This window comes from Parapedobacter soli (genome assembly GCF_025460835.1).
In the GTDB taxonomy this organism is placed as follows: domain Bacteria; phylum Bacteroidota; class Bacteroidia; order Sphingobacteriales; family Sphingobacteriaceae; genus Parapedobacter; species Parapedobacter soli.
This window is the reverse complement of sequence record NZ_JAMXAY010000005.1, coordinates 117194-135383: the sequence shown is the minus strand read 5'-3', so window position 1 is coordinate 135383 and position 18190 is coordinate 117194. Positions and strand designations below refer to the sequence as shown.

15 protein-coding genes and 1 tRNA gene are annotated in these 18190 nt (G+C 47.9%); 9 read left to right on the top strand and 7 right to left on the bottom strand.

The window, feature by feature from the left end; translation table 11 throughout:
• Positions 1–13 precede the first annotated feature (13 nt).
• Positions 14–262, bottom strand: a complete 249-nt coding sequence (locus NGM62_RS04175) for a hypothetical protein (protein ID WP_262245998.1) — start codon at positions 260–262, stop codon at positions 14–16.
• Between the two features lie 364 nt (positions 263–626).
• Between NGM62_RS04175 and NGM62_RS04170 the strand changes: the two genes are divergently transcribed.
• On the top strand, positions 627–1265 hold the full coding sequence (locus NGM62_RS04170; protein ID WP_262245996.1) for a type IV toxin-antitoxin system AbiEi family antitoxin domain-containing protein: 639 nt from the start codon (positions 627–629) through the stop codon (positions 1263–1265).
• On the top strand, positions 1262–2116 hold the full coding sequence (locus tag NGM62_RS04165) for a nucleotidyl transferase AbiEii/AbiGii toxin family protein (protein ID WP_262245994.1): 855 nt from the start codon (positions 1262–1264) through the stop codon (positions 2114–2116). The genes NGM62_RS04170 and NGM62_RS04165 overlap by 4 nt, the downstream gene beginning before the upstream one ends.
• Positions 2117–2324: 208 nt before the next feature.
• Here NGM62_RS04165 and NGM62_RS04160 read toward each other — a convergent pair.
• Positions 2325–2401: transfer RNA gene (locus tag NGM62_RS04160), tRNA-Asn, on the bottom strand.
• Between the two features lie 147 nt (positions 2402–2548).
• A complete protein-coding gene (locus NGM62_RS04155) occupies positions 2549–3514 on the bottom strand; it encodes an NAD(P)-dependent alcohol dehydrogenase (protein WP_262245992.1) in 966 nt (321 codons plus the stop codon).
• Between the two features lie 153 nt (positions 3515–3667).
• Here NGM62_RS04155 and NGM62_RS04150 point away from each other — a divergent pair, with 153 nt between their 5' ends.
• A complete protein-coding gene (locus NGM62_RS04150; RefSeq protein WP_262245991.1) occupies positions 3668–4582 on the top strand; it encodes a PfkB family carbohydrate kinase in 915 nt (304 codons plus the stop codon).
• Between the two features lie 20 nt (positions 4583–4602).
• On the opposite strand, the gene NGM62_RS04145 is transcribed toward NGM62_RS04150, so the two are convergent.
• Positions 4603–5118 (bottom strand): RNA polymerase sigma factor, encoded by a 516-nt coding sequence (locus tag NGM62_RS04145; protein ID WP_262245990.1) that lies wholly within the window; start codon positions 5116–5118, stop codon positions 4603–4605.
• A gap of 211 nt (positions 5119–5329) precedes the next feature.
• Positions 5330–6358, bottom strand: a complete 1029-nt coding sequence (murB, locus tag NGM62_RS04140; RefSeq protein ID WP_262245989.1) for a UDP-N-acetylmuramate dehydrogenase — start codon at positions 6356–6358, stop codon at positions 5330–5332.
• Between the two features lie 134 nt (positions 6359–6492).
• On the opposite strand from murB, the gene NGM62_RS04135 reads away from it, so the two are divergent.
• On the top strand, positions 6493–7107 hold the full coding sequence (locus tag NGM62_RS04135) for a TetR/AcrR family transcriptional regulator (RefSeq protein WP_262245986.1): 615 nt from the start codon (positions 6493–6495) through the stop codon (positions 7105–7107).
• Here NGM62_RS04135 and NGM62_RS04130 read toward each other — a convergent pair.
• Positions 7104–8105: a YpdA family putative bacillithiol disulfide reductase gene (locus NGM62_RS04130; RefSeq protein WP_262245985.1), complete on the bottom strand. Its 1002-nt coding sequence runs from the start codon at positions 8103–8105 to the stop codon at positions 7104–7106. The genes NGM62_RS04135 and NGM62_RS04130 overlap by 4 nt on opposite strands.
• Positions 8106–8260: 155 nt before the next feature.
• Positions 8261–10429: an FUSC family membrane protein gene (locus NGM62_RS04125; protein ID WP_262245983.1), complete on the bottom strand. Its 2169-nt coding sequence runs from the start codon at positions 10427–10429 to the stop codon at positions 8261–8263.
• Positions 10430–10771: 342 nt separating this feature from the next.
• Between NGM62_RS04125 and NGM62_RS04120 the strand changes: the two genes are divergently transcribed.
• The 5 genes from NGM62_RS04120 to NGM62_RS04100 all read left to right on the top strand — a co-directional run bounded on the left by NGM62_RS04120 (position 10772) and on the right by NGM62_RS04100 (position 18161).
• Positions 10772–13348: a phosphoenolpyruvate carboxylase gene (locus tag NGM62_RS04120; RefSeq protein ID WP_262245982.1), complete on the top strand. Its 2577-nt coding sequence runs from the start codon at positions 10772–10774 to the stop codon at positions 13346–13348.
• A gap of 78 nt (positions 13349–13426) precedes the next feature.
• A complete protein-coding gene (locus tag NGM62_RS04115; protein ID WP_262245981.1) occupies positions 13427–13984 on the top strand; it encodes a DUF4142 domain-containing protein in 558 nt (185 codons plus the stop codon).
• Positions 13985–14001: 17 nt separating this feature from the next.
• Positions 14002–15033 (top strand): Gfo/Idh/MocA family oxidoreductase, encoded by a 1032-nt coding sequence (locus tag NGM62_RS04110; protein ID WP_262245978.1) that lies wholly within the window; start codon positions 14002–14004, stop codon positions 15031–15033.
• A gap of 148 nt (positions 15034–15181) precedes the next feature.
• Positions 15182–17248: a polyphosphate kinase 1 gene (gene ppk1 / locus NGM62_RS04105; RefSeq protein ID WP_262245976.1), complete on the top strand. Its 2067-nt coding sequence runs from the start codon at positions 15182–15184 to the stop codon at positions 17246–17248.
• Positions 17249–17255: 7 nt separating this feature from the next.
• Positions 17256–18161, top strand: a complete 906-nt coding sequence (locus tag NGM62_RS04100; protein WP_262245975.1) for a Ppx/GppA phosphatase family protein — start codon at positions 17256–17258, stop codon at positions 18159–18161.
• Positions 18162–18190 lie beyond the last annotated feature (29 nt).

Sequence of the window (18190 nt, the reverse complement as noted above, 5' to 3'; positions counted from 1 at the left end):
GCGGGGCCGATGTTCAACCCCTGACACAGTTTGTTTTACACTCCCTGTGTTCCGAAGCCCACTCCTTTATTTTCTCGTTGCCCCAACCTTTTTTCTCAAACAGGTTATCCATTTCGTCAGACGCTTTCTCCATAAAATATTTTGAAAGCATATCCTTTACCTCCACCCACACATTGTCGGGATATTGCTTGGAAAACATTCTAAGCAATTCCAATTGAGCTTGTGTGAATTTTCCACTTGGTAGTATTTCTTCTATTACCATGACAATTGTTCTTTTCTCAAATTTACGTATTCCGATGCAACATTCAAAATTCACCAACACCATAATACTGCGAGCATTTTGATGTGACAAACTGGTGGTAAAAAAGGAGTTGTGAGTTTCTGTGATGTTCAAACACCTTGGCGCTAACAGTGCAGGGCAAGTGGTTCTAAAATAGCCCTGAAAAGACAGAAGCAGCTTCTCTTATCGAAAAACTGCTTTTTAATTTCGCTCCTGTCTGTTAATATCGGCGATAGCTCCGCTCGACTTGTATCTCCTTCAAGTGGGAGGTTAAAAAATTGCTGTATTTACAAGCCAAGATAAACGAATATTTTCCGTTTATCTTGTTGTTTTTTTACATTTGCATATGGAGATCAATCGGATTATAGGTTCTCATGCTGATCAGTTACTGCCTCATCAACTATTGATGTCGTGGTTAAAGGGGTACAAGCGACCAAATGACAAAATCTTAGGGTTAAAGGCACAGGGCATTTTGGAACCGCTAAAAAAAGGATTATATATTGCAGGTCCCTCGATTTCGGAGACAAAGCCGGACACTTTTTTGATAGCGAACCACCTGTTGGGACCGAGTTACGTATCTGTGGAAACGGCTCTATCTTTTTATGGGCTGATACCCGAACGTGTTTATGAAACAGCGTCCATGACGACAAAGGCGCCACGGTCTTTTAAAACAGCAGTGGGGCGGTTCACCTACACCCGGCTCCCGTTGCCTTATTACTCCTTTGGCTTAAATATGCTTCAGCTTCCGTCAAATCAGTATGCTATTGTGGCTTCTCGAGAAAAGGCATTATGCGACAAGATCGTGACGACATCGGGCTTGATATTGAGAAGTGTCCGCAATGCCTATGACTATCTTGTCGACGACATGCGGATCGATGAATCTGCACTAAAAGAATTGGATACTAACGCGATACAGGAGTGGCTTCCCGATGCACCGAAAAGAGATAGTTTAGGGATGGTTGTTAAAATGATCGAGCAATTATGATAAAAGAATGGTTGGATAGCTACAAGCCGGCAAACGAACAGGACGCGAAGGATGCATTGAGGGAGATCATGCAGGAGATTGCACTTGCAGGTCTTTATCGTACCGCTTTCTTTGAAAAGGCGGCTTTTTATGGGGGAACAGCGTTAAGGATATTTTACGGTCTGGATCGATTTTCAGAAGATTTGGACTTTTCATTGTTGAGCCCTGATCCAGAATTCGATCTCGGTAAGTATCAAGATGCCATCGTCCATGAATTTGAATCATTGGGAATGAAAGTGTCGGTCAGAGAAAAGAAGAAAGCTGCTAAAAGTAATATCGAATCGACATTCTTAAAGTCTGAAACGCTTTGGAAAGAGTTGGTTCTAGAAGGCATCATTCCCCAACAGGGAATAAACAGGGTTGCCAATATCAAAGTCAAGATAGAAGTTGATACAAAACCTCCTTTAGGCTTTGAAACGGAAGAAAAACTGCTATTGCGACCTTTTTCTTTTTATGTGAAATGTTTCGCTCTCCCGGATTTGTTTGCGGGAAAAATGCATGCGCTACTCTTTCGGAAATGGGGGAAAAACGTGAAGGGTCGGGATTGGTATGATATGGAATGGTATATAAAAAAGGGAGTTCCCCTAAATCTCCGTCATTTCGTTGTAAGGGCAATAGATAGCGGTGACTGGAACAGCGATACGATAACGGAAGTCGAGTTTAGGGATTTGTTGGCTAAAAGAATTGATGCTGTAAATATACAGTATGTTAAGGATGACATTAGGCGTTTTATCAAAAATCAGGATGTACTTGAGATTTGGAGTTCCAAATATTTCCACGAACTTGTAGCTCACATGAAAGTTAGAGAATAAGGGAGTAGCGGAGCGTCATGGCGACACCCTGCCATCCAGTATCATTCCAGATAGATGATCTGGGATTTAGAATTGCAAATGGATAATGCACCGGTTTTGATATTTGATCCCCATTTCGGAGAACCCGATCGGTCAAACAAAGATGTCTCCAATCTTCGCTTAAAAAGCAAAAAAGCCGTTTTTCGATAAGAAAAACAGCTTTTTTAATTGGCTCCTGAAGCTGGGCTCGAACCAGCGACCCTCTGATTAACAGTCAGATGCTCTAACCAGCTGAGCTATTCAGGAGTGTTGTAGCTGGTATACCCCGTTTTCGGGACTGCAATATTCGGAACTTTCCCCCGAATATACAAAAAATATTTCAAAAATAACGCAATCACTTAGCTGTCAATAGTTATGCCTACCGGAACAGCTATCGATATGTAATCTTCTGTATTACCCGGTCATATTAATAAGCACATTGCCGATTTTCTGTCCCGTTTCCACGTAACGATAAGCATCCACGATTTGGTCCAACGTATAATACCGATCGATCAGCGGCCTGAGGTCGCCGCCGGCTAATAGTTCCGTGAGGAACTGCATGTCATCCCCGGTAAACCTGGGGATGGGGAAAATGGCTTTTCGGCCGCCGAGAAGTGGGGTTAGCAGTGCCAGGGGGATATTCTCACCGTTTTTTCCTAGCTCGGTGGAGACATATATCCCACTTTTTTTAAGCAAGGGTTTGCATCGTCCGAATGAGCTCTTCCCCACGGCATCGAATATGAAATCAAACTTCTGGTCGGTCCGGGTGAAATCATCGGAGAGATAGTCTATAACGCGGTCGGCCCCCAAGCCGTTTACGAGATCGGCATGCGGCGCGGCACATACCGCGGTGATATGTGCGCCAAGATAACGGAGGATCTGCACGGCGGCTGAGCCGATAGCGCCCGTTGCACCATTTACAAGTACGTGGTAGCCTGCCTTTACTTTTGCCGCACGGATATTGGAGAGGGCATAATGGGCTCCCTCGGTGGCCGCTGCAACTTCATGGTAGGCTAAGTGATGGGGGATGGTAGACAGGGTGCCGTCTTCGGCGACAACCTTGTACTCGGCGTGTCCGCCAAAGCGGCTGTCGTCGTAACCGAATACCCTGTCGCCAACGCGGAACCGGGTAACCTCTTCGCCCACGGCAACGATTTCACCGGCAAATTCGTTGCCGAGGATTTTGGTGTGCGGCTTTATAAGCCCGCTCCAGAGCCTGCTAATGAAATATTCGGCGCTCCGGAATCCGCAATCTGTACGGTTTACTGTGGCGACATGGATCTTTATGAGCACTTCTCCGGGGGCAGGCAGTGGTTTTTCGGTCTCCACTACCGATACCACTTCCGGAGGGCCGTATTGTGTGTATATAGCTGCTTTCATCGCTAATGTTATGTGTCAAACTGCGTTAAAGATAGGACATCAGTGTTATCTTTTTGTTAATTCGACTTTGGTGTACGCTTCATATTTATAGCCGTCGTGTTCCAATTGCGGATGTAAACCTATACCTTTGCGGCCAAATTGAACATAAATACAATGAGTTTAGTCATTATCGGAACCATTGCATACGACGCAATAGAAACCCCCTTTGGGAAAACAGATAAGATAGTCGGCGGGGCCGCGACCTTTGCCGGGCTGGCTGCGGCCTATTTATATGACCGCGTAAAATTGATTGGGGTTGTCGGCGAAGATTTCGGTGAGGATAACCTGGGCATCTTGCGGTCCAAAGGGATCGATCTGCACGGGGTGCAGGTAAAGCAAGGGGAGAAATCTTTCTTTTGGTCGGGCAAGTACCACAACGATATGAACAGCCGCGATACATTGGTGACCGAGTTGAACGTGCTGGCCGATTTCGACCCGGTTGTGCCAGACAGTTACCAGGATTGCGAATACCTGCTGCTGGGTAACTTGACACCACAGGTGCAGTTGACCACGCTCGACCGCCTGCAGCGTAAGCCCAGACTCGTGGTATTGGATACCATGAACTTCTGGATGGATATTGCATTGGATGATTTGCTCCGTGTGCTGAAACGTGTGGATGTGCTTACCATCAACGATGCGGAAGCGCGGCAGCTATCGGGTGAGTACTCATTGGTGAAAGCCGCTGAAAAGATATTGGAACTTGGCCCCCGGTACCTGATAATAAAAAAAGGAGAGCATGGCGCCCTGCTATTTGGCGATGACCGGGTTTTTGCGGCACCCGCCCTTCCGCTCGCCGAGGTCTACGACCCCACGGGGGCCGGCGATGCGTTTGCCGGTGGTTTCGTGGGCTACCTGGCACGGGTAGGAACGGTGAATTTCAACAATATGAAAAATGCGGTGATTTTTGGCTCGGCCCTCGCCTCGTTCTGTGTAGAGAAATTCGGGACCGAACGGCTCCGTGAGCTGGATAATGAGCTGATAAACCAACGGATATCCCGCTTCACTGAGCTCAGTAAATTCGAAATTTAAACACGGTTTGCGGAGTTCCGCTAAGACCGCTCATACTTATAGGCATGCAATGCTTTTTTCATTGTGCGCCTTGCCACATGGATACGCGTTTTCACCGTGCCGATTGGGATTTCGAGGTGTTCGGAAATTTCATGGTATTTGTAGCCTTCGAAATACATGCTGAACGGCACGTAGTAGTCGTCAGATAAGCTGGCCATCGCCTCCTTGATGTCCTCCATCACGAACTTGTTTTCCCCGGCGTTGGTGGCCGCACTGTAAGCCAGGTGCGCACTGGAAATCTCATCGGATTGGGAAACAAGGCCACTGGTTTTTACAAAACGGCGGTAGTTGTTGATGAAGGTGTTTTTCATGATGGTGTACAACCACCCCTTCAGATTCGTGCCCTCTTTGAATTTGCCATGATAGGTTACGGCCTTTAACATGGTGTCTTGAACCAAATCGTTGGCGTCTTCATCGTCTCGCGTGAAATGCAAAGCATAGCCTCTTAATGATTCTGCGTGTTGCACCACTAGTGTGTTGAACTCAAATCTCGTCATTTTCTTACGGTTTAAGGGGTCTCGGGCAGCGGGCCCGAATCTCCGTGTTAAACAATTTTATGATACCGATAAGCTGTCGCAATGCTTATTGGGAAAACCTGACGTTTTACTTCGGTCTACTTAGTGCCGTGCTAGTTACTGCAAGTATCGTGCTAATTGGATGGTATACCTACGCGTTATAAGGCTAATTTACAATTATATTTCAATTATTTCATAAAATATTTACTTCTCGTTCCAGCGTGATGCCGAATTGCGATCGGACGTCGGCAATGATCTGTTCGGAAAGCTCATAAATAGCTGGGCCGGAAGCATTTTTATGGTTTACCAAAACGAGTGCTTGGTTTTTCCAGGTACCCGCATCGCCCACGCGCTTGCCCTTCCAGCCGCACTGTTCAATCAGCCACCCCGCCGCAATTTTGACATGATCTGGCCCGGCAGGATAAAACACGAAATCCCTGTCTGGAAAAGAAGACTGTAACTGCCTTAAATGCTCTACGGGTACGATAGGGTTCTTAAAAAAGCTGCCTGAATTGCCGATGGTGGACGGGTCGGGCAGCTTGTCGGTACGGATAGACGAGACCACGGTGGCGATGTCTGCAATAGTAGGGTCGATGATGCCGCGTTTTTGCAGTTCGGAAGAAATAGCACCATAAGAGGTGTTGATTTCGGGTTCGAGCGAAAGCTGCAGGGTAACCTCCGTGATGATATACCTGCCCTTCGCTTCCCGCTTGAAATAGCTCTCGCGATACGAAAACCGGCAAGCTTCCTTGTCGAATGTGGTGATTTCCCCACGTTGTGTATCGAAAACGCGGCAATTTACAAACACGTCTTTTAGCTCAACACCATAGGCGCCTATGTTTTGGATAGGTGCAGCCCCAACGGTACCTGGTATGAGTGCCAGGTTTTCAATGCCTGCAAACCGGTGGTCTACACAATACCATACCAGCTTATTCCAAACAACACCAGCTCCGGCGGTGACCAACGCCGCATTGCCGGTTACCGTGTGGCGGATGCCGGGGATGTGGATGTGGATGACCAACCCGTCAAAATCTTTCGTGAACAGCATGTTGCTGCCCCCACCCAATACCAATATAGGCTGGCGGGTGACGGCCTGGTACTCGGTGAAAAGCCGGATAAGGGCTTCTTCCGAGTGTATTTCGACGTATTGTTTCGCGTAGGCCTCTACACCGAACGTGTTGTGTTTTTTGAGTGGGAAGTGTTCTTTGATCGATAATTCCATAAAATCTGACTGATATGCCCAACTATTCAAAATAATGACTACCTTTAACATAGCGTTTGGTAGGGACTATTGTCCATTGCTGAACGCTCAAAGATAACAGATTGACCTGACAGCACAACTAAGTTGATTGCATCATGATGAATGCAGACAAAAAGCGCACGCGGATATTGGAGGCAGCTACGCGCCGATTCGCACATTTCGGATTGGCCAAAACCACGATGGCTGAGATTGCACGCGACTTGTCTTTTTCCAAAGCATTGTTGTATTATTACTTTCCAGACAAAAACAGCTTGTACGCCGCTGTGTTGGAGTATGTGATTAATAAATCGGTTGAAGAGATGGATGACGCCCTGGCTGGGATTGACGATTGCCATGCGGCGATGATGTTCGTGTTGGACAAGCGGATCGAATTCGTGACCCGCTACTATACCCTGCTGGAATACTCTATTTCGGCCGTGCAGCAGGTTCCTGATGTGATGGCGCATGTACTGAACGACTCTAAAGAAAAGGAGCGGAGCATCCTGGCGAGGATACTTCAGAAGGGAATCGATACCGGGCAGCTACAGGTGGATGATATAGTCGAAACTACCGAAATCCTGTTGTTTGCATTGGTGGGTATGCGGTTCAGTATACTGAAAGATGTAAAAGGCATGTTATTCCCTACCGAAGAGGAGTTCGATCGGATATTGGTGCTCCAAAAGAAGATGGCCGCCGTTTTCCTGAATGGGCTGAAACCGGCAGCCCGTTAACTGCGGAGTTCCGCCCGCATGCTATTGGCCTGCAAAATCCGGTTAACAATCTGCTGTGCGTGTATCCTCGAGTTTTCTATGAACCATAGGTGGGTGTTCATACCGCCGCACACTACTCCCGCCAGGAAAAGCCCTGGAATATTGGTTTCCATCGTCTCGGGGTTATGGTAAGGTTCTTTCGAGGGGTCAGAAGCCAGGGAAATTCCTATTTTTTCTAAAAACCTGAAGTCAGGCTGGTAGCCTGTCAGCGCCAGGACGAAATCGTTTGCTATTGTAATCGGACCATCCGGTGTCATGATGTCGACTTCGGCCGGTCGGATTTCGGTTAGCTCGCTGTTGAAAAGTGCCCGGATTTCTCCGTTGGCAATGCGGTTTTCGATATCGGGGCGTACCCAATATTTTACCCGCGTACCGATTTGGTCGCCGCGCACCACAAGGGTTACGTCGGCACCTTTGCGGTAGGTCTCCAGCGCGGCGTCGACAGATGAATTGCTGGCACCGACCACCACCACTTTTTGCCCCGCGTAATAGTGCGGGTCGTTGTAGTAGTGGCTTACCTTGGGGAGTTCCTCGCCGGCAATATCCAGCAGGCAGGGGATGTCGTAAAAACCAGTGGCAACGATGACGTGCTGGCCAGTATAGACCGACTTCGACGTGCTGATGAGAAAACCATCTTCTTGTTTGTCTACCATGGTTACTTCTTCAAACAAGTGGATGTTCAGCTCGAATTGCTGCTGCACGCGCCGGTAATATTCGAGTGCCTCGGCCCGCTTCGGCTTCGGGCTTGTCGATACGAAAGGGACATCACCTATCTCCAGCCGCTCTGAAGTAGAGAAAAATGTCATATTTTGGGGGTAGCGGTACAACGAATTGACCAAGCAGCCCCGCTCTACGATGAGGTAGGAGAGCCCTGCTGCTTTGGCGGCTATGCCGCAAGCCAGCCCAATGGGCCCGCCGCCGATGATGAGCACGTCGAAATGCGCTGTGGGTATTTTCATTAGCGTAATTTGTTCTTTCAATGGCAATGAGGCTCACATGGATATGCTGTTACTTTCGTTAGTGGCGATTCATGCAAGCTTCACCCGCTGCAAAGATAAGTGACACAAAAGCTAAAAACAACATGTGGTGCCCCGTGGTAACCGACGATCATCCGTTAGCGCCTCCGTGGTTGTTTCCTCAAATCACTGCACACTTTGTGCAGGTCGGTGGCGATACGCTTGAGAAACTGGAGCTGATCGGTAATCAATCTTAATTCCTCCGAATCGATGTTGTTGTCATCGATGTCTGGCGGGGTTTCAACATCAATTTCCTCAAATGCCTTATCATCTTCTTCGATGTCGTCATCAAAAAGGCGGATGCATTGGGCGAGCAACGATAGGGTTTTCCGGATCAGTTTGATTTGTTCGCCCGTCAGTGATGTTTCCGAAGCCCCTTGTACATTGTTCAAGAGCGTAACCGAGTAGGAGGAAAGGATATGGTTGAACACAACAAACCTATTTACATCCCGCGCATCTTTTTGCTTGCTCTTAGGTTCGGTGATCATTCGCTGGAAGGCAGACGCCATGTTGGCGGTTGTGACGTATACATCTTTGCGTGCCAGCTTATATTCGGTGATGCTTGGTGGACGCCCCGCGATAATTTTTAAGGCTTGGCCAACATACCAGTAATTGGCGATGAGCAGTTTGCGCATGGTGCCGTATACCTGAACACTCTCCCAACTGGGTAATATAATATAGGACGAAAGGAATGCCAGACCTGATCCGATCAAGGTGTCGATAATCCGTTCCTGGAGGATCACGAACGTGTCCACACCCAGGAAACTGAAGAGGATGAGTACATAGGGCGTCATGAACATGACGCTGACCACGTAGTTGATGCGCATGAGGCTGTAGGTGGCCATCATAAAGAGTAAAAGAAGGACAAATAACAATGTCTCATCGTTGACCACAAGTAGGAGGATGGCCCCGGCTATACCACCGATGATGGTGCCGATGAGCCGCTGGAAGTTGCGCTCTTTCGTGAGGCTGAAACCGGGTTTTAGAATAACCATGATGGTCATCAATATCCAATAACTGTGGGTGCCCACATCAAAAGTCAACGATACCAAGTAGCCGATTCCCATCACAATTGCCATGCGGAGCGAATGCCTGAACAGGGTCGATTTGAGCGTAAGGTTCTCCCGTAGTTTTTTGAAATCGATTTCTTTGTGCTCGATGAACTTGCTGAGGTCGGTTTCTTCCCGGCGTACGGAGTTTTTTGCTTTCAGGTCGAAATAGCTATACAACGAGTTGATGCGCTGTACCAGGTTACGGATGTTGATGAGTATTTTCCGGAGCGGCAATACATTGAGTTGCTGGGTTTTTTCTATGGTGTCTATAGCCGAACGTATCCGCTCTAAGTCCGTTTTGAAGTTGTATAATGCCTTTGGCTTTTTGTTGGCGTTGATTTGATAAGACAGGTGCTCGAGCTCGTTGCCGACTCGGCGGATGGTGATGTGGAATTGCTGCAATACGCCCGTGGAACCAAATTGCTCCCTAATCGAATCATAATCGTAATGCGTGGCCATGCTCTGCTCGAAAAGATCGATGATATCGGAAAAGATGAGGATGAGCAGCCGGCCGATTTCGGTGGTGTCTTTAATTTTGCGCTTGCCCCTGAACAGCTGGTCGCGGACATTATCTTGGTGGGTGCTTACGGTGATTTGCTGGTCGATCAACGTGCGGTAATTCTTTTCGAAGTCGACATCAACCGTGTAGAAGTTGGCTTTGATTCGGATGTAATCAGCTACATTTAAAATCGATTCCGCAAGCTCCTGCTGGGCTTGGCGGTATGGCCTCACCTGATGTAATGAAAGGCTCAATAGCATATACCACACACAGCCGATAAGGATATAGAGCAGATGGCTGAAGATATTCAATGACGGGTCGTCGGCGGCTCCGATGCTGAGCACCATGACCAAGATCGCCATGGTACCCACCGATGATGCGCGGGCGCCATACACCGAAAACATGGAAAACAGGAAAGATAGTGCCATCAGGGTGATGGCCAGGAGTGCAGGGACGCCGTTGACAAGGGTGGTGACAATGGCGGCAACCGAAACCGACAGGGTACAGAAAAGCATGCCATTACGCCGATGATGCACCGGCCCCGGGCTATCTGACAAACCGACTGCCATTGCGCCCAAAGAAACGATGATACCGGTTTGGAGATTGCCAAACGCTGAAAAAACCAACGCAGGTACAATGGTGCCAAAGGTGATTCGCAGGCCGTCAGAGAAATACTGGCTGTAAAAAAAATTCTGGATATCTTTGGCCTTACTCATGCACAGAAGGATGGTAAGCGCAAAGGTAAGTAAAAGGATTGTGATAAAAGGACGACATTCAAGCTTCTGTTATTAAGAAAAATGATGGAAAGGGTTAATTGTCTTTTTTTTATTTTGTGTCTGATTTTTTTGGTGTTTTTGCAATAAAACAAGCTGATTGTTGGGTGATTATTTATATATTTGGCCGTTTGGTTAGCTTTTGATATATGAGGAGCCCGAAAACCGCGGAGGTATTGGTCAACATTCCCTATATTCGTTTTTATCCGTTTTCAGATTGGTGTCAGGCAACTGCCGGTACGGTTGAATGGAAAAGTAAACGATATAATCAATAATTATTTTCGTATGAATTTAAGTAAAAAACAAGCAGTCTTCGAAAGCGAAGTGCTCACCCGTTTCGAGTTGTTCAACAGCCTGTTTATGACGCTGCCATTTTACCAGGTGAAACATACGGGGACGCTGCTGCCTTTCTTTACCACGCATTGTGAACGCGGCGTTGCCGATAAGTTAAACCCCGAGGCTATTATTGAGAGCTTTTTTGGGCAATATGCGCAATATGTCCGAGAGTCAGACCGAATAGACCTGCTGTTCAGGATCATTCAGTATATCGAGCGGCAGGTGGTGCTTTTCGACGCCATTGAGGATGCGGCGTTCAAAAAAACAGGGCGCTCTGACGAAGCGGGCCTGTTGGATTCTGTATTTAAGGAAACGGAAACCAACAAAGAACTCCGGGCCAAACTGATAGAGAAATTGAACGATTTTTCGGTGCGGCTGGTGCTTACAGCCCATCCCACACAATTCTATCCCGGACCGGTATTGGCAATCATTACCGATCTGACAGAAGCATTGAAGAAAAACGATATCCATAACATCCACCTCTTGCTGCAGCAGTTGGGTAAGACGCCCTTTTTGAATAAGAACAAGCCGACGCCGGTAGATGAGGCGGTGAGTCTGGCTTGGTTTCTCGAAAATGTTTTTTACCATGTAGCTTCAGCTATACAGTCAAAATTCGACGATGAGTTCGATCTCTCGGTGGATGAGGGAAGCCAATTGGTCGAACTGGGGTTCTGGCCCGGTGGTGATCGTGATGGAAATCCCAACGTTACCGTGGAAAGCACTAAACGTGTTGCGCTATTGCTCCGCACCGTGCTGTTCAGGTGTTATTACCGTGATTTCCGGACACTCAAACGGCGCCTTACGTTTAAGGGCGTTGAGAAATACATGGATGCTCTTCAGGATTTGATTTACGAAAATAGCTTTAATCCGCCCGAGAATCCCGACAATGTGAAGCCGGTAATCATCCATAACCTTAAGGAGATTAAGCGGGTGCTGAACGATTATCACGACGGTCTGTTCGTGGAACTGGTGGATGATTTGTTGCGCAAGGTGCGGACATTCGGTTGCTTTTTCGCTACGCTTGACCTCAGGCAGGATAGCAGTGTCCTTCGGCAAACCCACGCCTACCTGCGAGAGGCACATGCGGGTAAATTGGCGATGGCTGCTGACTTCGACAAGCTTGATGAAGACGGTAAACAAGAGGATATGACGTTTGTGGAACATGACTTATCCGTTGGCGAAGAAGCACCTGCCCTGGTGGCCGATACGTTGCAGGTAATACGGCTTATCAAAGATATCCAACGTTCGGGCGGCGAACGGGCCGCGCAGCGGTTTATTATCAGCAATTGCCAACAGGCATCCGATATGCTGGAACTGATGGAGCTCTTTTTATGGAGCGGATGGCGGAAGGACGCATTGTATATTGATTTCGTGCCGCTCTTTGAAACGGTTGACGACCTCAAGCGCGCGGCAGACGTGATGGAAACCCTGTACAAGCATAGTGTATATGCCTCGCACCTTAAGCGGCGCGGTAATAAGCAGACCATCATGCTGGGCTTCTCGGACAGCACGAAAGACGGCGGTTACCTCATGGCGAACTGGTCGATTTATAAAGCCAAAATAGAGCTTACCGCTATGGCACGGAAATATGACATCGACTTGGTGTTTTTCGATGGCCGGGGTGGGCCCCCAGCCCGGGGCGGAGGAAAAACACAGCGCTTCTACGCCTCCATGGGTAAAGAAATTGCGAACGACCACATCCAGTTGACCATCCAGGGCCAAACAATCAGTAGCCAATATGGGTCGTTAGATACCGCGCAGTATAACATTGAGCAGTTGATGCACGCCGGGCTCACGTCGCATCTCGAGCAGCAGAGCGGCGATACGCTATCTGCTGAGAAAAAGGAATTGATTGAATACATGGCGCAAATAAGCCACGATCAATTCCTGGCACTACGCCACGACCCGCTGTTTCTCAAGTACCTCGAACGGTTGAGCCCGCTCAAATTCCTGTCGCAGATCAATATCAGCAGTAGGCCGGTAAAACGGAACTCGGATAGGGAGTTGCGCCTGGAAGATTTGCGTGCCATTAGTTTCGTGACGTCATGGAGCCAACTGAAGCAGAACATCCCCGGGTTTTACGGAGTGGGCACTGCATTGGAAGAAGTCGAAAAGGCTGGCAAATGGGAGCAGGTGAAAGAACTTTACGAAACATCGCGGATGTTTCAGACCATTATCGACAACTGCATGATGTCGATGTCGAAGTCAAATTTTGATTTGACGTCATATATCCAAGACGATGAAGTCTATGGCGATTTTTGGAGGAAGATGCGCGATGAGTTTGAACGGACCACCAAGTACGTGCTGAAACTTAGTGACACCTCCGTGCTGATGGAGAATTATCCCGTGGAGCGCGAGTCAATTGCAATACGGGAGAAGATCGTGTTGCCGTTGTTGATTATCCAGCATTATGCCATCCGTAAACTGAGGGCGGGTAATTTGAGTGAGAGCGAGAGCGAAGTGTTTTCAAAATTGATTACCCGTACCATCTATGGGGTGGTGAATGCCGGGCGGAACCTGGCCTAGCTCTTACCGATAATCACAATATTTTTGATGTGTAACGCAATTTTCGCTAAGTTTGTTGCAACGAAAACAATTATTTGAATGAACGCAAAAAATAACTTTTTAGCTGCCGCATCACTAGCGGTGTTGGTTTTGGGTTCTTGTGCGAGGCCCTCCGGCGAACAGGTAAGCAGGAGCACCCTTTATAATGACGAGACTAAAGTTGACACAGAAGGGTTTGTTTTTTTTAAAACGGTACATGAAAAAGCCCAGTTCGAGACGCAGTTAGCACAGTATGTGCAAGCAGGCGCCGCTTCTGCCCAAGCTAAGGATTTGGCTGCAAAGGTCATTGAAACATACGAGCCGATAGCCGCTGAGCTGGAAGATCTTGCTGCAGACTTCTTTGTTTTACTGCCCCATCCCGGTACGGCACAGTTCGCCGCAGCCGATCATTTCGAGTCCGATACGCTGGGAACGTTTGACAACGCGGCATACATCGCGCATGTCCAGCACGAGCAGGCGGCCATTATCGATCAATTTAGCCGTGTAAGCCGTAATACGAGTAAGCAGCTTCAGGATTATGTCGAGGAAAAGTTGCCTGCTGTGAAAGCTGTTTTTGCAGCTGCCGGTGGGCAGCAAGACCACAGCGCCCATCATTGATATAAATCAGATCAGCGATGCCGAAGAAGAGTATAATCACAGGTATATTGTCATACGGGATGTCGGGGCGCGTGTTCCATGCACCGTTCATGAGCCAGAAAACGCGGTTTGAATTGCGTGCTGTCGTTGAGCGGAGTGAGAAACGTGCACAGCAACGTTATCCTGATATCATCAGCTATGACTCGGTGGATGATTTGCTGAATGATGAGGCCATCGAGCTTGTTATCGTCAACACGCCGAATAATACCCACGTAGAATTTGCTAAGCAGGCCTTGAATGCCGGCAAGCATATTTTGGTGGAGAAACCTTTTGCTCCTACCAGCAAAGAAGCACAGGAGATATTTGACTTGAGCAGGAAAGTGGGTAAGTACGTCATGGTTTTTCAAAACAGGCGGTGGGATAGCGATTTTAAGTTGCTTAAGCAGGTAGTGGAGCGGAAGACGGTTGGGGAACCCATCGAGCTGCACGTCAGGTTTGACCGGTACCGTCCGGAGAAAGGCCCTAAGATTTTTAAAGAACTCCCCATCCCGGCAAGCGGTGTGCTGTACGATTTGGGTCCGCACCTCCTTGATCAGGTAATCGCATTATTCGGCAAACCCAAAAAAAGCATCAAGATTGTCGCTGCCCATAGGGAAGGTTCCGAGGTAGACGATTTTGCTACACTCGTGCTCAGCTACGCTAAGGGGCTGACGGTTTTTGTGCATGCGAGTTTGTTGGTTGCCAACCCGCTGCCTGCTTTCGTGCTGCATGGCACCAAGGGGTCGTTCCAGAAAGTAAGGGCAGATGTGCAAGAAGACCAGCTGCAGGCGGGCATGTCGCCGAAAGCCGCCGATTATGGTATAGAGCCTCCAGGCAAGGAGGGGTTGATTACACTGATGAAACCCAATGGTGACCGGGAGATACATTACAGCGAGGCACTCAAGGGTGACTATAATGACCTGTTTAATGCAGTGTATGCGCAGATACGATTGGATGAGCCTTTCCCAGTGAAAGAAGAGGAAATACGTTGGCAGTTGGAAATCCTCGAACAGCAGGCCTGGAATGGTTGATATTATGGTATTACAGAGTATTCGTTCCACGCGGTTGTAAGTTGCGACCGGATTCAATACAAGGTTTGGTTATGGTGAATTAACTCGCACTTAACCTTAACGAAACGTTGCATTGTTATTATTGGCCGTGTGTAACTTATGGCGGCCCATGATAGCAGTAGTGAAGCATAAATATCCCCTTATAAATCGTGAGATAAGCTGGTTGTATTTTAACGAGCGGGTGCTGCAGGAAGCTTCTGACAAAACGGTGCCGCTTGTTGAACGGCTTCGGTTTTTGGCGATTTTCTCGTCCAATCTGGATGAGTTTTATCGGGTGAGGGTGGCCACGCTCAACCGGTTGGTAGATATCAACAACAAAGCCAAGACCATGCTTGGGTTCAATCCCAAGAAAATCCTAAATGAAATCAAAAATACGGTAGTCCGCCTCGAAAAGCGTTTCGATTATCTTTATGAACAGGAAATCATCAAAGAGCTTGAGGCGCAGAAAATATTTATCATCAATGAGCAGCAGCTGAATGTAGGTAGGGGTGCGTATGTGCGTGATTATTTCAGGCGCCAGATACTCCCCGCATTGGTACCCATTATGTTGGAAGGAGCGGATCCGACAACCCCGTTTCCGGAGCTTAAGGACAGACATATCTACTTCATCGTTAAGTTGACGTTCCGGAAAAAGGTAAAGCATGCGTTGGTAGAGATACCCAGCCCGATTATTTCTCGCTTTCTCATCCTGCCCGAAAATAATGGACTGAAGTTCATTATCCTGCTAGACGACATTATCAGGTATTGCCTAGACGATCTTTTCTTTATTTTTGAGTACGATACCATCGAAGCCCACAGCATACAGCTTACGCGTGATGCCGAGTTGGATATCGATCCTAATATGAGTGAAAAGTTCGTCGACGCACTCATGCATAGTTTACAACGCAGGGATAAAGGACGGCCCATGCGGTTGTTGTATGACAGCGATATCCCGATCGATACACTGAATTATTTGGTTAGCCGGATGCAGCTGGACCCGGATGCATTAATACCCGGCGGACGGTACCATAACTTTAAAGATTTCATCGATTTCCCTAATGTTGGCGGATCGGAGTTGGAATATCCTCCAGTGTCCCAATTGCGGGTCAATAACATGGACCTTGGCCGGAGTATATTCAGCCAAATGGCACAGCGAGACTACTTGGTCAGTCTACCGTACCAGTCGTTCGATTATATCGTACACTTTCTCCGAGAGGCGGCCATCGATCCCAAGGTGCAGGAAATCAATATCTGCCTTTATCGGTTGGCCGAGAACTCGAGCGTGATCAACGCATTGATTAACGCTGCGCAAAATGGCAAAAAGGTTAATTGCTTACTTGAATTGAAGGCCCGGTTTGATGAGGAAGCAAATATATACTGGCGCAATAAATTGGAGGACGGAGGGGTTAACGTCAATATCGGTGTCGTGCAATATAAGGTACACGCTAAGGTGTGCCTGGTTACGCGCCGCGAAAAAGGCGGATTGGCGTATTACGCGAATCTTGCCACGGGCAATTTCAACGAGAAGACGGCGAAAAGTTATTGCGACCATAGCCTGTTTACGGTAGACCCTGCAATTACCAGAGACTTGAAGCGTCTTTTCAAAGGTCTGGAGAAGCAGGTTTTTCACCGCGATTACAAATCGATTATTGCCTCACCCCTGGGGACACGCCCCCGGTTGTATCAGCTCATTGCCAACGAGATAGAAGTGGCCAAGTCGGGAAAAAAAGCATACATGATCCTGAAGATGAACAGCCTGTCGGATGAGGAGATGATACAGAAGCTCTATGACGCCAGCAATGCCGGCGTAACCATTCAACTTATCGTACGGGGGATGTGCTGTTTGGTGCCGGGGCAGGCAGGTTTCAGCGAAAGGATAACGGTGAGGAGCATCGTGGACCGCTATCTGGAGCACGCGCGGGTTTGGATTTTCGGCAATGGTGGCGATGAGCTGATTTACCTGTCGTCGGCCGATTTGATGACACGCAATATCGACCGCAGGGTAGAGGTTGCTTTCCCGATTGTGGATGTACAGATTAGGAAAGAAATCCGGGATATCATCAATATCCAATTGCGGGATAATACTAAAGCCAGGGAAATCAACCAGTCGAACAATAACCGCTATATCGGTGTGAAAAGCAAGATCAAGCACCGGGCGCAAGAGGATATCTATAATTACCTTAAATATAAATCTTGACAGAAAAGTGAGATACGCAGCAATAGACATTGGATCTAACGCAGTTCGGCTTTTAATAGCCGACATTATCCGGAACGACGACGTCATATCGTTTAAAAAAAACACGCTGGTACGGGTGCCTTTGAGATTGGGCGATGACGCGTTCATCGACAGGCGCATTTCCGAACCGAAAGCGGAGGACTTGGTGAAAACGATGGCCGCATTCCGGAATTTGATGGACGTTTACAAGGTGAGCAAATACATGGCTTGCGCGACATCTGCTATGCGAGAGGCAGTCAACGGCGCCTCGCTATTGGACGTCATCAATGGTGCAGGTATAGACCTGAAAATTATCGATGGAAGGGAAGAGGCCAGGATTATCTACAACAGTCGTATTGAACAACACCTCAACAACAATAAAGCATACCTGTATATCGATGTGGGAGGAGGTAGTACAGAGCTATCGGTATTTGCTGATTCCAAGCTGGTTGCTTCGGCATCATTCAACGTCGGGACAATCCGTATACTGGATAACCAAGACCGTGAGGAGACATGGGATGAGATGCGGACGTGGGTGAAGACCCATACGAAGGAATTCAAGGCCGTGTATGGTATCGGTACCGGGGGCAATATCAATAAACTGTCGAGACTAGCGAACAACAACAAAGAAGACAAGCCCATTTCATTCACTAAGCTGAAATCGTTGTACCAGTACCTGAACTCTTTTTCGTTGAAAGATCGCATCAATGTTCTCGGATTGAATCACGACCGTGCCGATGTGATTATCCCCGCGTGTGAAATTTTCCTGACACTGATGAAAGCGGGTCGGTTGCGGCAGATTATCGTTCCGAGGGTCGGATTAGCCGACGGAATTATCCAAACGCTTATCGATAACTCCGTGACGGAGAGCTTGGAAGAAAAAAAGCTTGAATAAAGAAAAAAAATCTCTAAGTTTGCACCAGC

Excerpts from the sequence above, each read along its gene's own strand:
- NGM62_RS04130 (WP_262245985.1), bottom strand. The coding sequence starts at position 8,105 with ATGAAAATACCCACAGCGCATTTCGACGTGCTCATCATCGGCGGCGGG.
- NGM62_RS04165 (WP_262245994.1), top strand. The coding sequence starts at position 1,262 with ATGATAAAAGAATGGTTGGATAGCTACAAGCCGGCAAACGAACAGGAC.
- NGM62_RS04170 (WP_262245996.1), top strand. The coding sequence starts at position 627 with ATGGAGATCAATCGGATTATAGGTTCTCATGCTGATCAGTTACTGCCT.
- NGM62_RS04120 (WP_262245982.1), top strand. The coding sequence starts at position 10,772 with ATGAATTTAAGTAAAAAACAAGCAGTCTTCGAAAGCGAAGTGCTCACC.
- NGM62_RS04115 (WP_262245981.1), top strand. The coding sequence starts at position 13,427 with ATGAACGCAAAAAATAACTTTTTAGCTGCCGCATCACTAGCGGTGTTG.
- NGM62_RS04125 (WP_262245983.1), bottom strand. The coding sequence starts at position 10,429 with ATGAGTAAGGCCAAAGATATCCAGAATTTTTTTTACAGCCAGTATTTC.
- ppk1 (WP_262245976.1), top strand. The coding sequence starts at position 15,182 with ATGATAGCAGTAGTGAAGCATAAATATCCCCTTATAAATCGTGAGATA.
- murB (WP_262245989.1), bottom strand. The coding sequence starts at position 6,358 with ATGGAATTATCGATCAAAGAACACTTCCCACTCAAAAAACACAACACG.
- NGM62_RS04145 (WP_262245990.1), bottom strand. The coding sequence starts at position 5,118 with ATGACGAGATTTGAGTTCAACACACTAGTGGTGCAACACGCAGAATCA.
- NGM62_RS04155 (WP_262245992.1), bottom strand. The coding sequence starts at position 3,514 with ATGAAAGCAGCTATATACACACAATACGGCCCTCCGGAAGTGGTATCG.
- NGM62_RS04150 (WP_262245991.1), top strand. The coding sequence starts at position 3,668 with ATGAGTTTAGTCATTATCGGAACCATTGCATACGACGCAATAGAAACC.
- NGM62_RS04110 (WP_262245978.1), top strand. The coding sequence starts at position 14,002 with ATGCCGAAGAAGAGTATAATCACAGGTATATTGTCATACGGGATGTCG.
- NGM62_RS04175 (WP_262245998.1), bottom strand. The coding sequence starts at position 262 with ATGGTAATAGAAGAAATACTACCAAGTGGAAAATTCACACAAGCTCAA.
- NGM62_RS04135 (WP_262245986.1), top strand. The coding sequence starts at position 6,493 with ATGATGAATGCAGACAAAAAGCGCACGCGGATATTGGAGGCAGCTACG.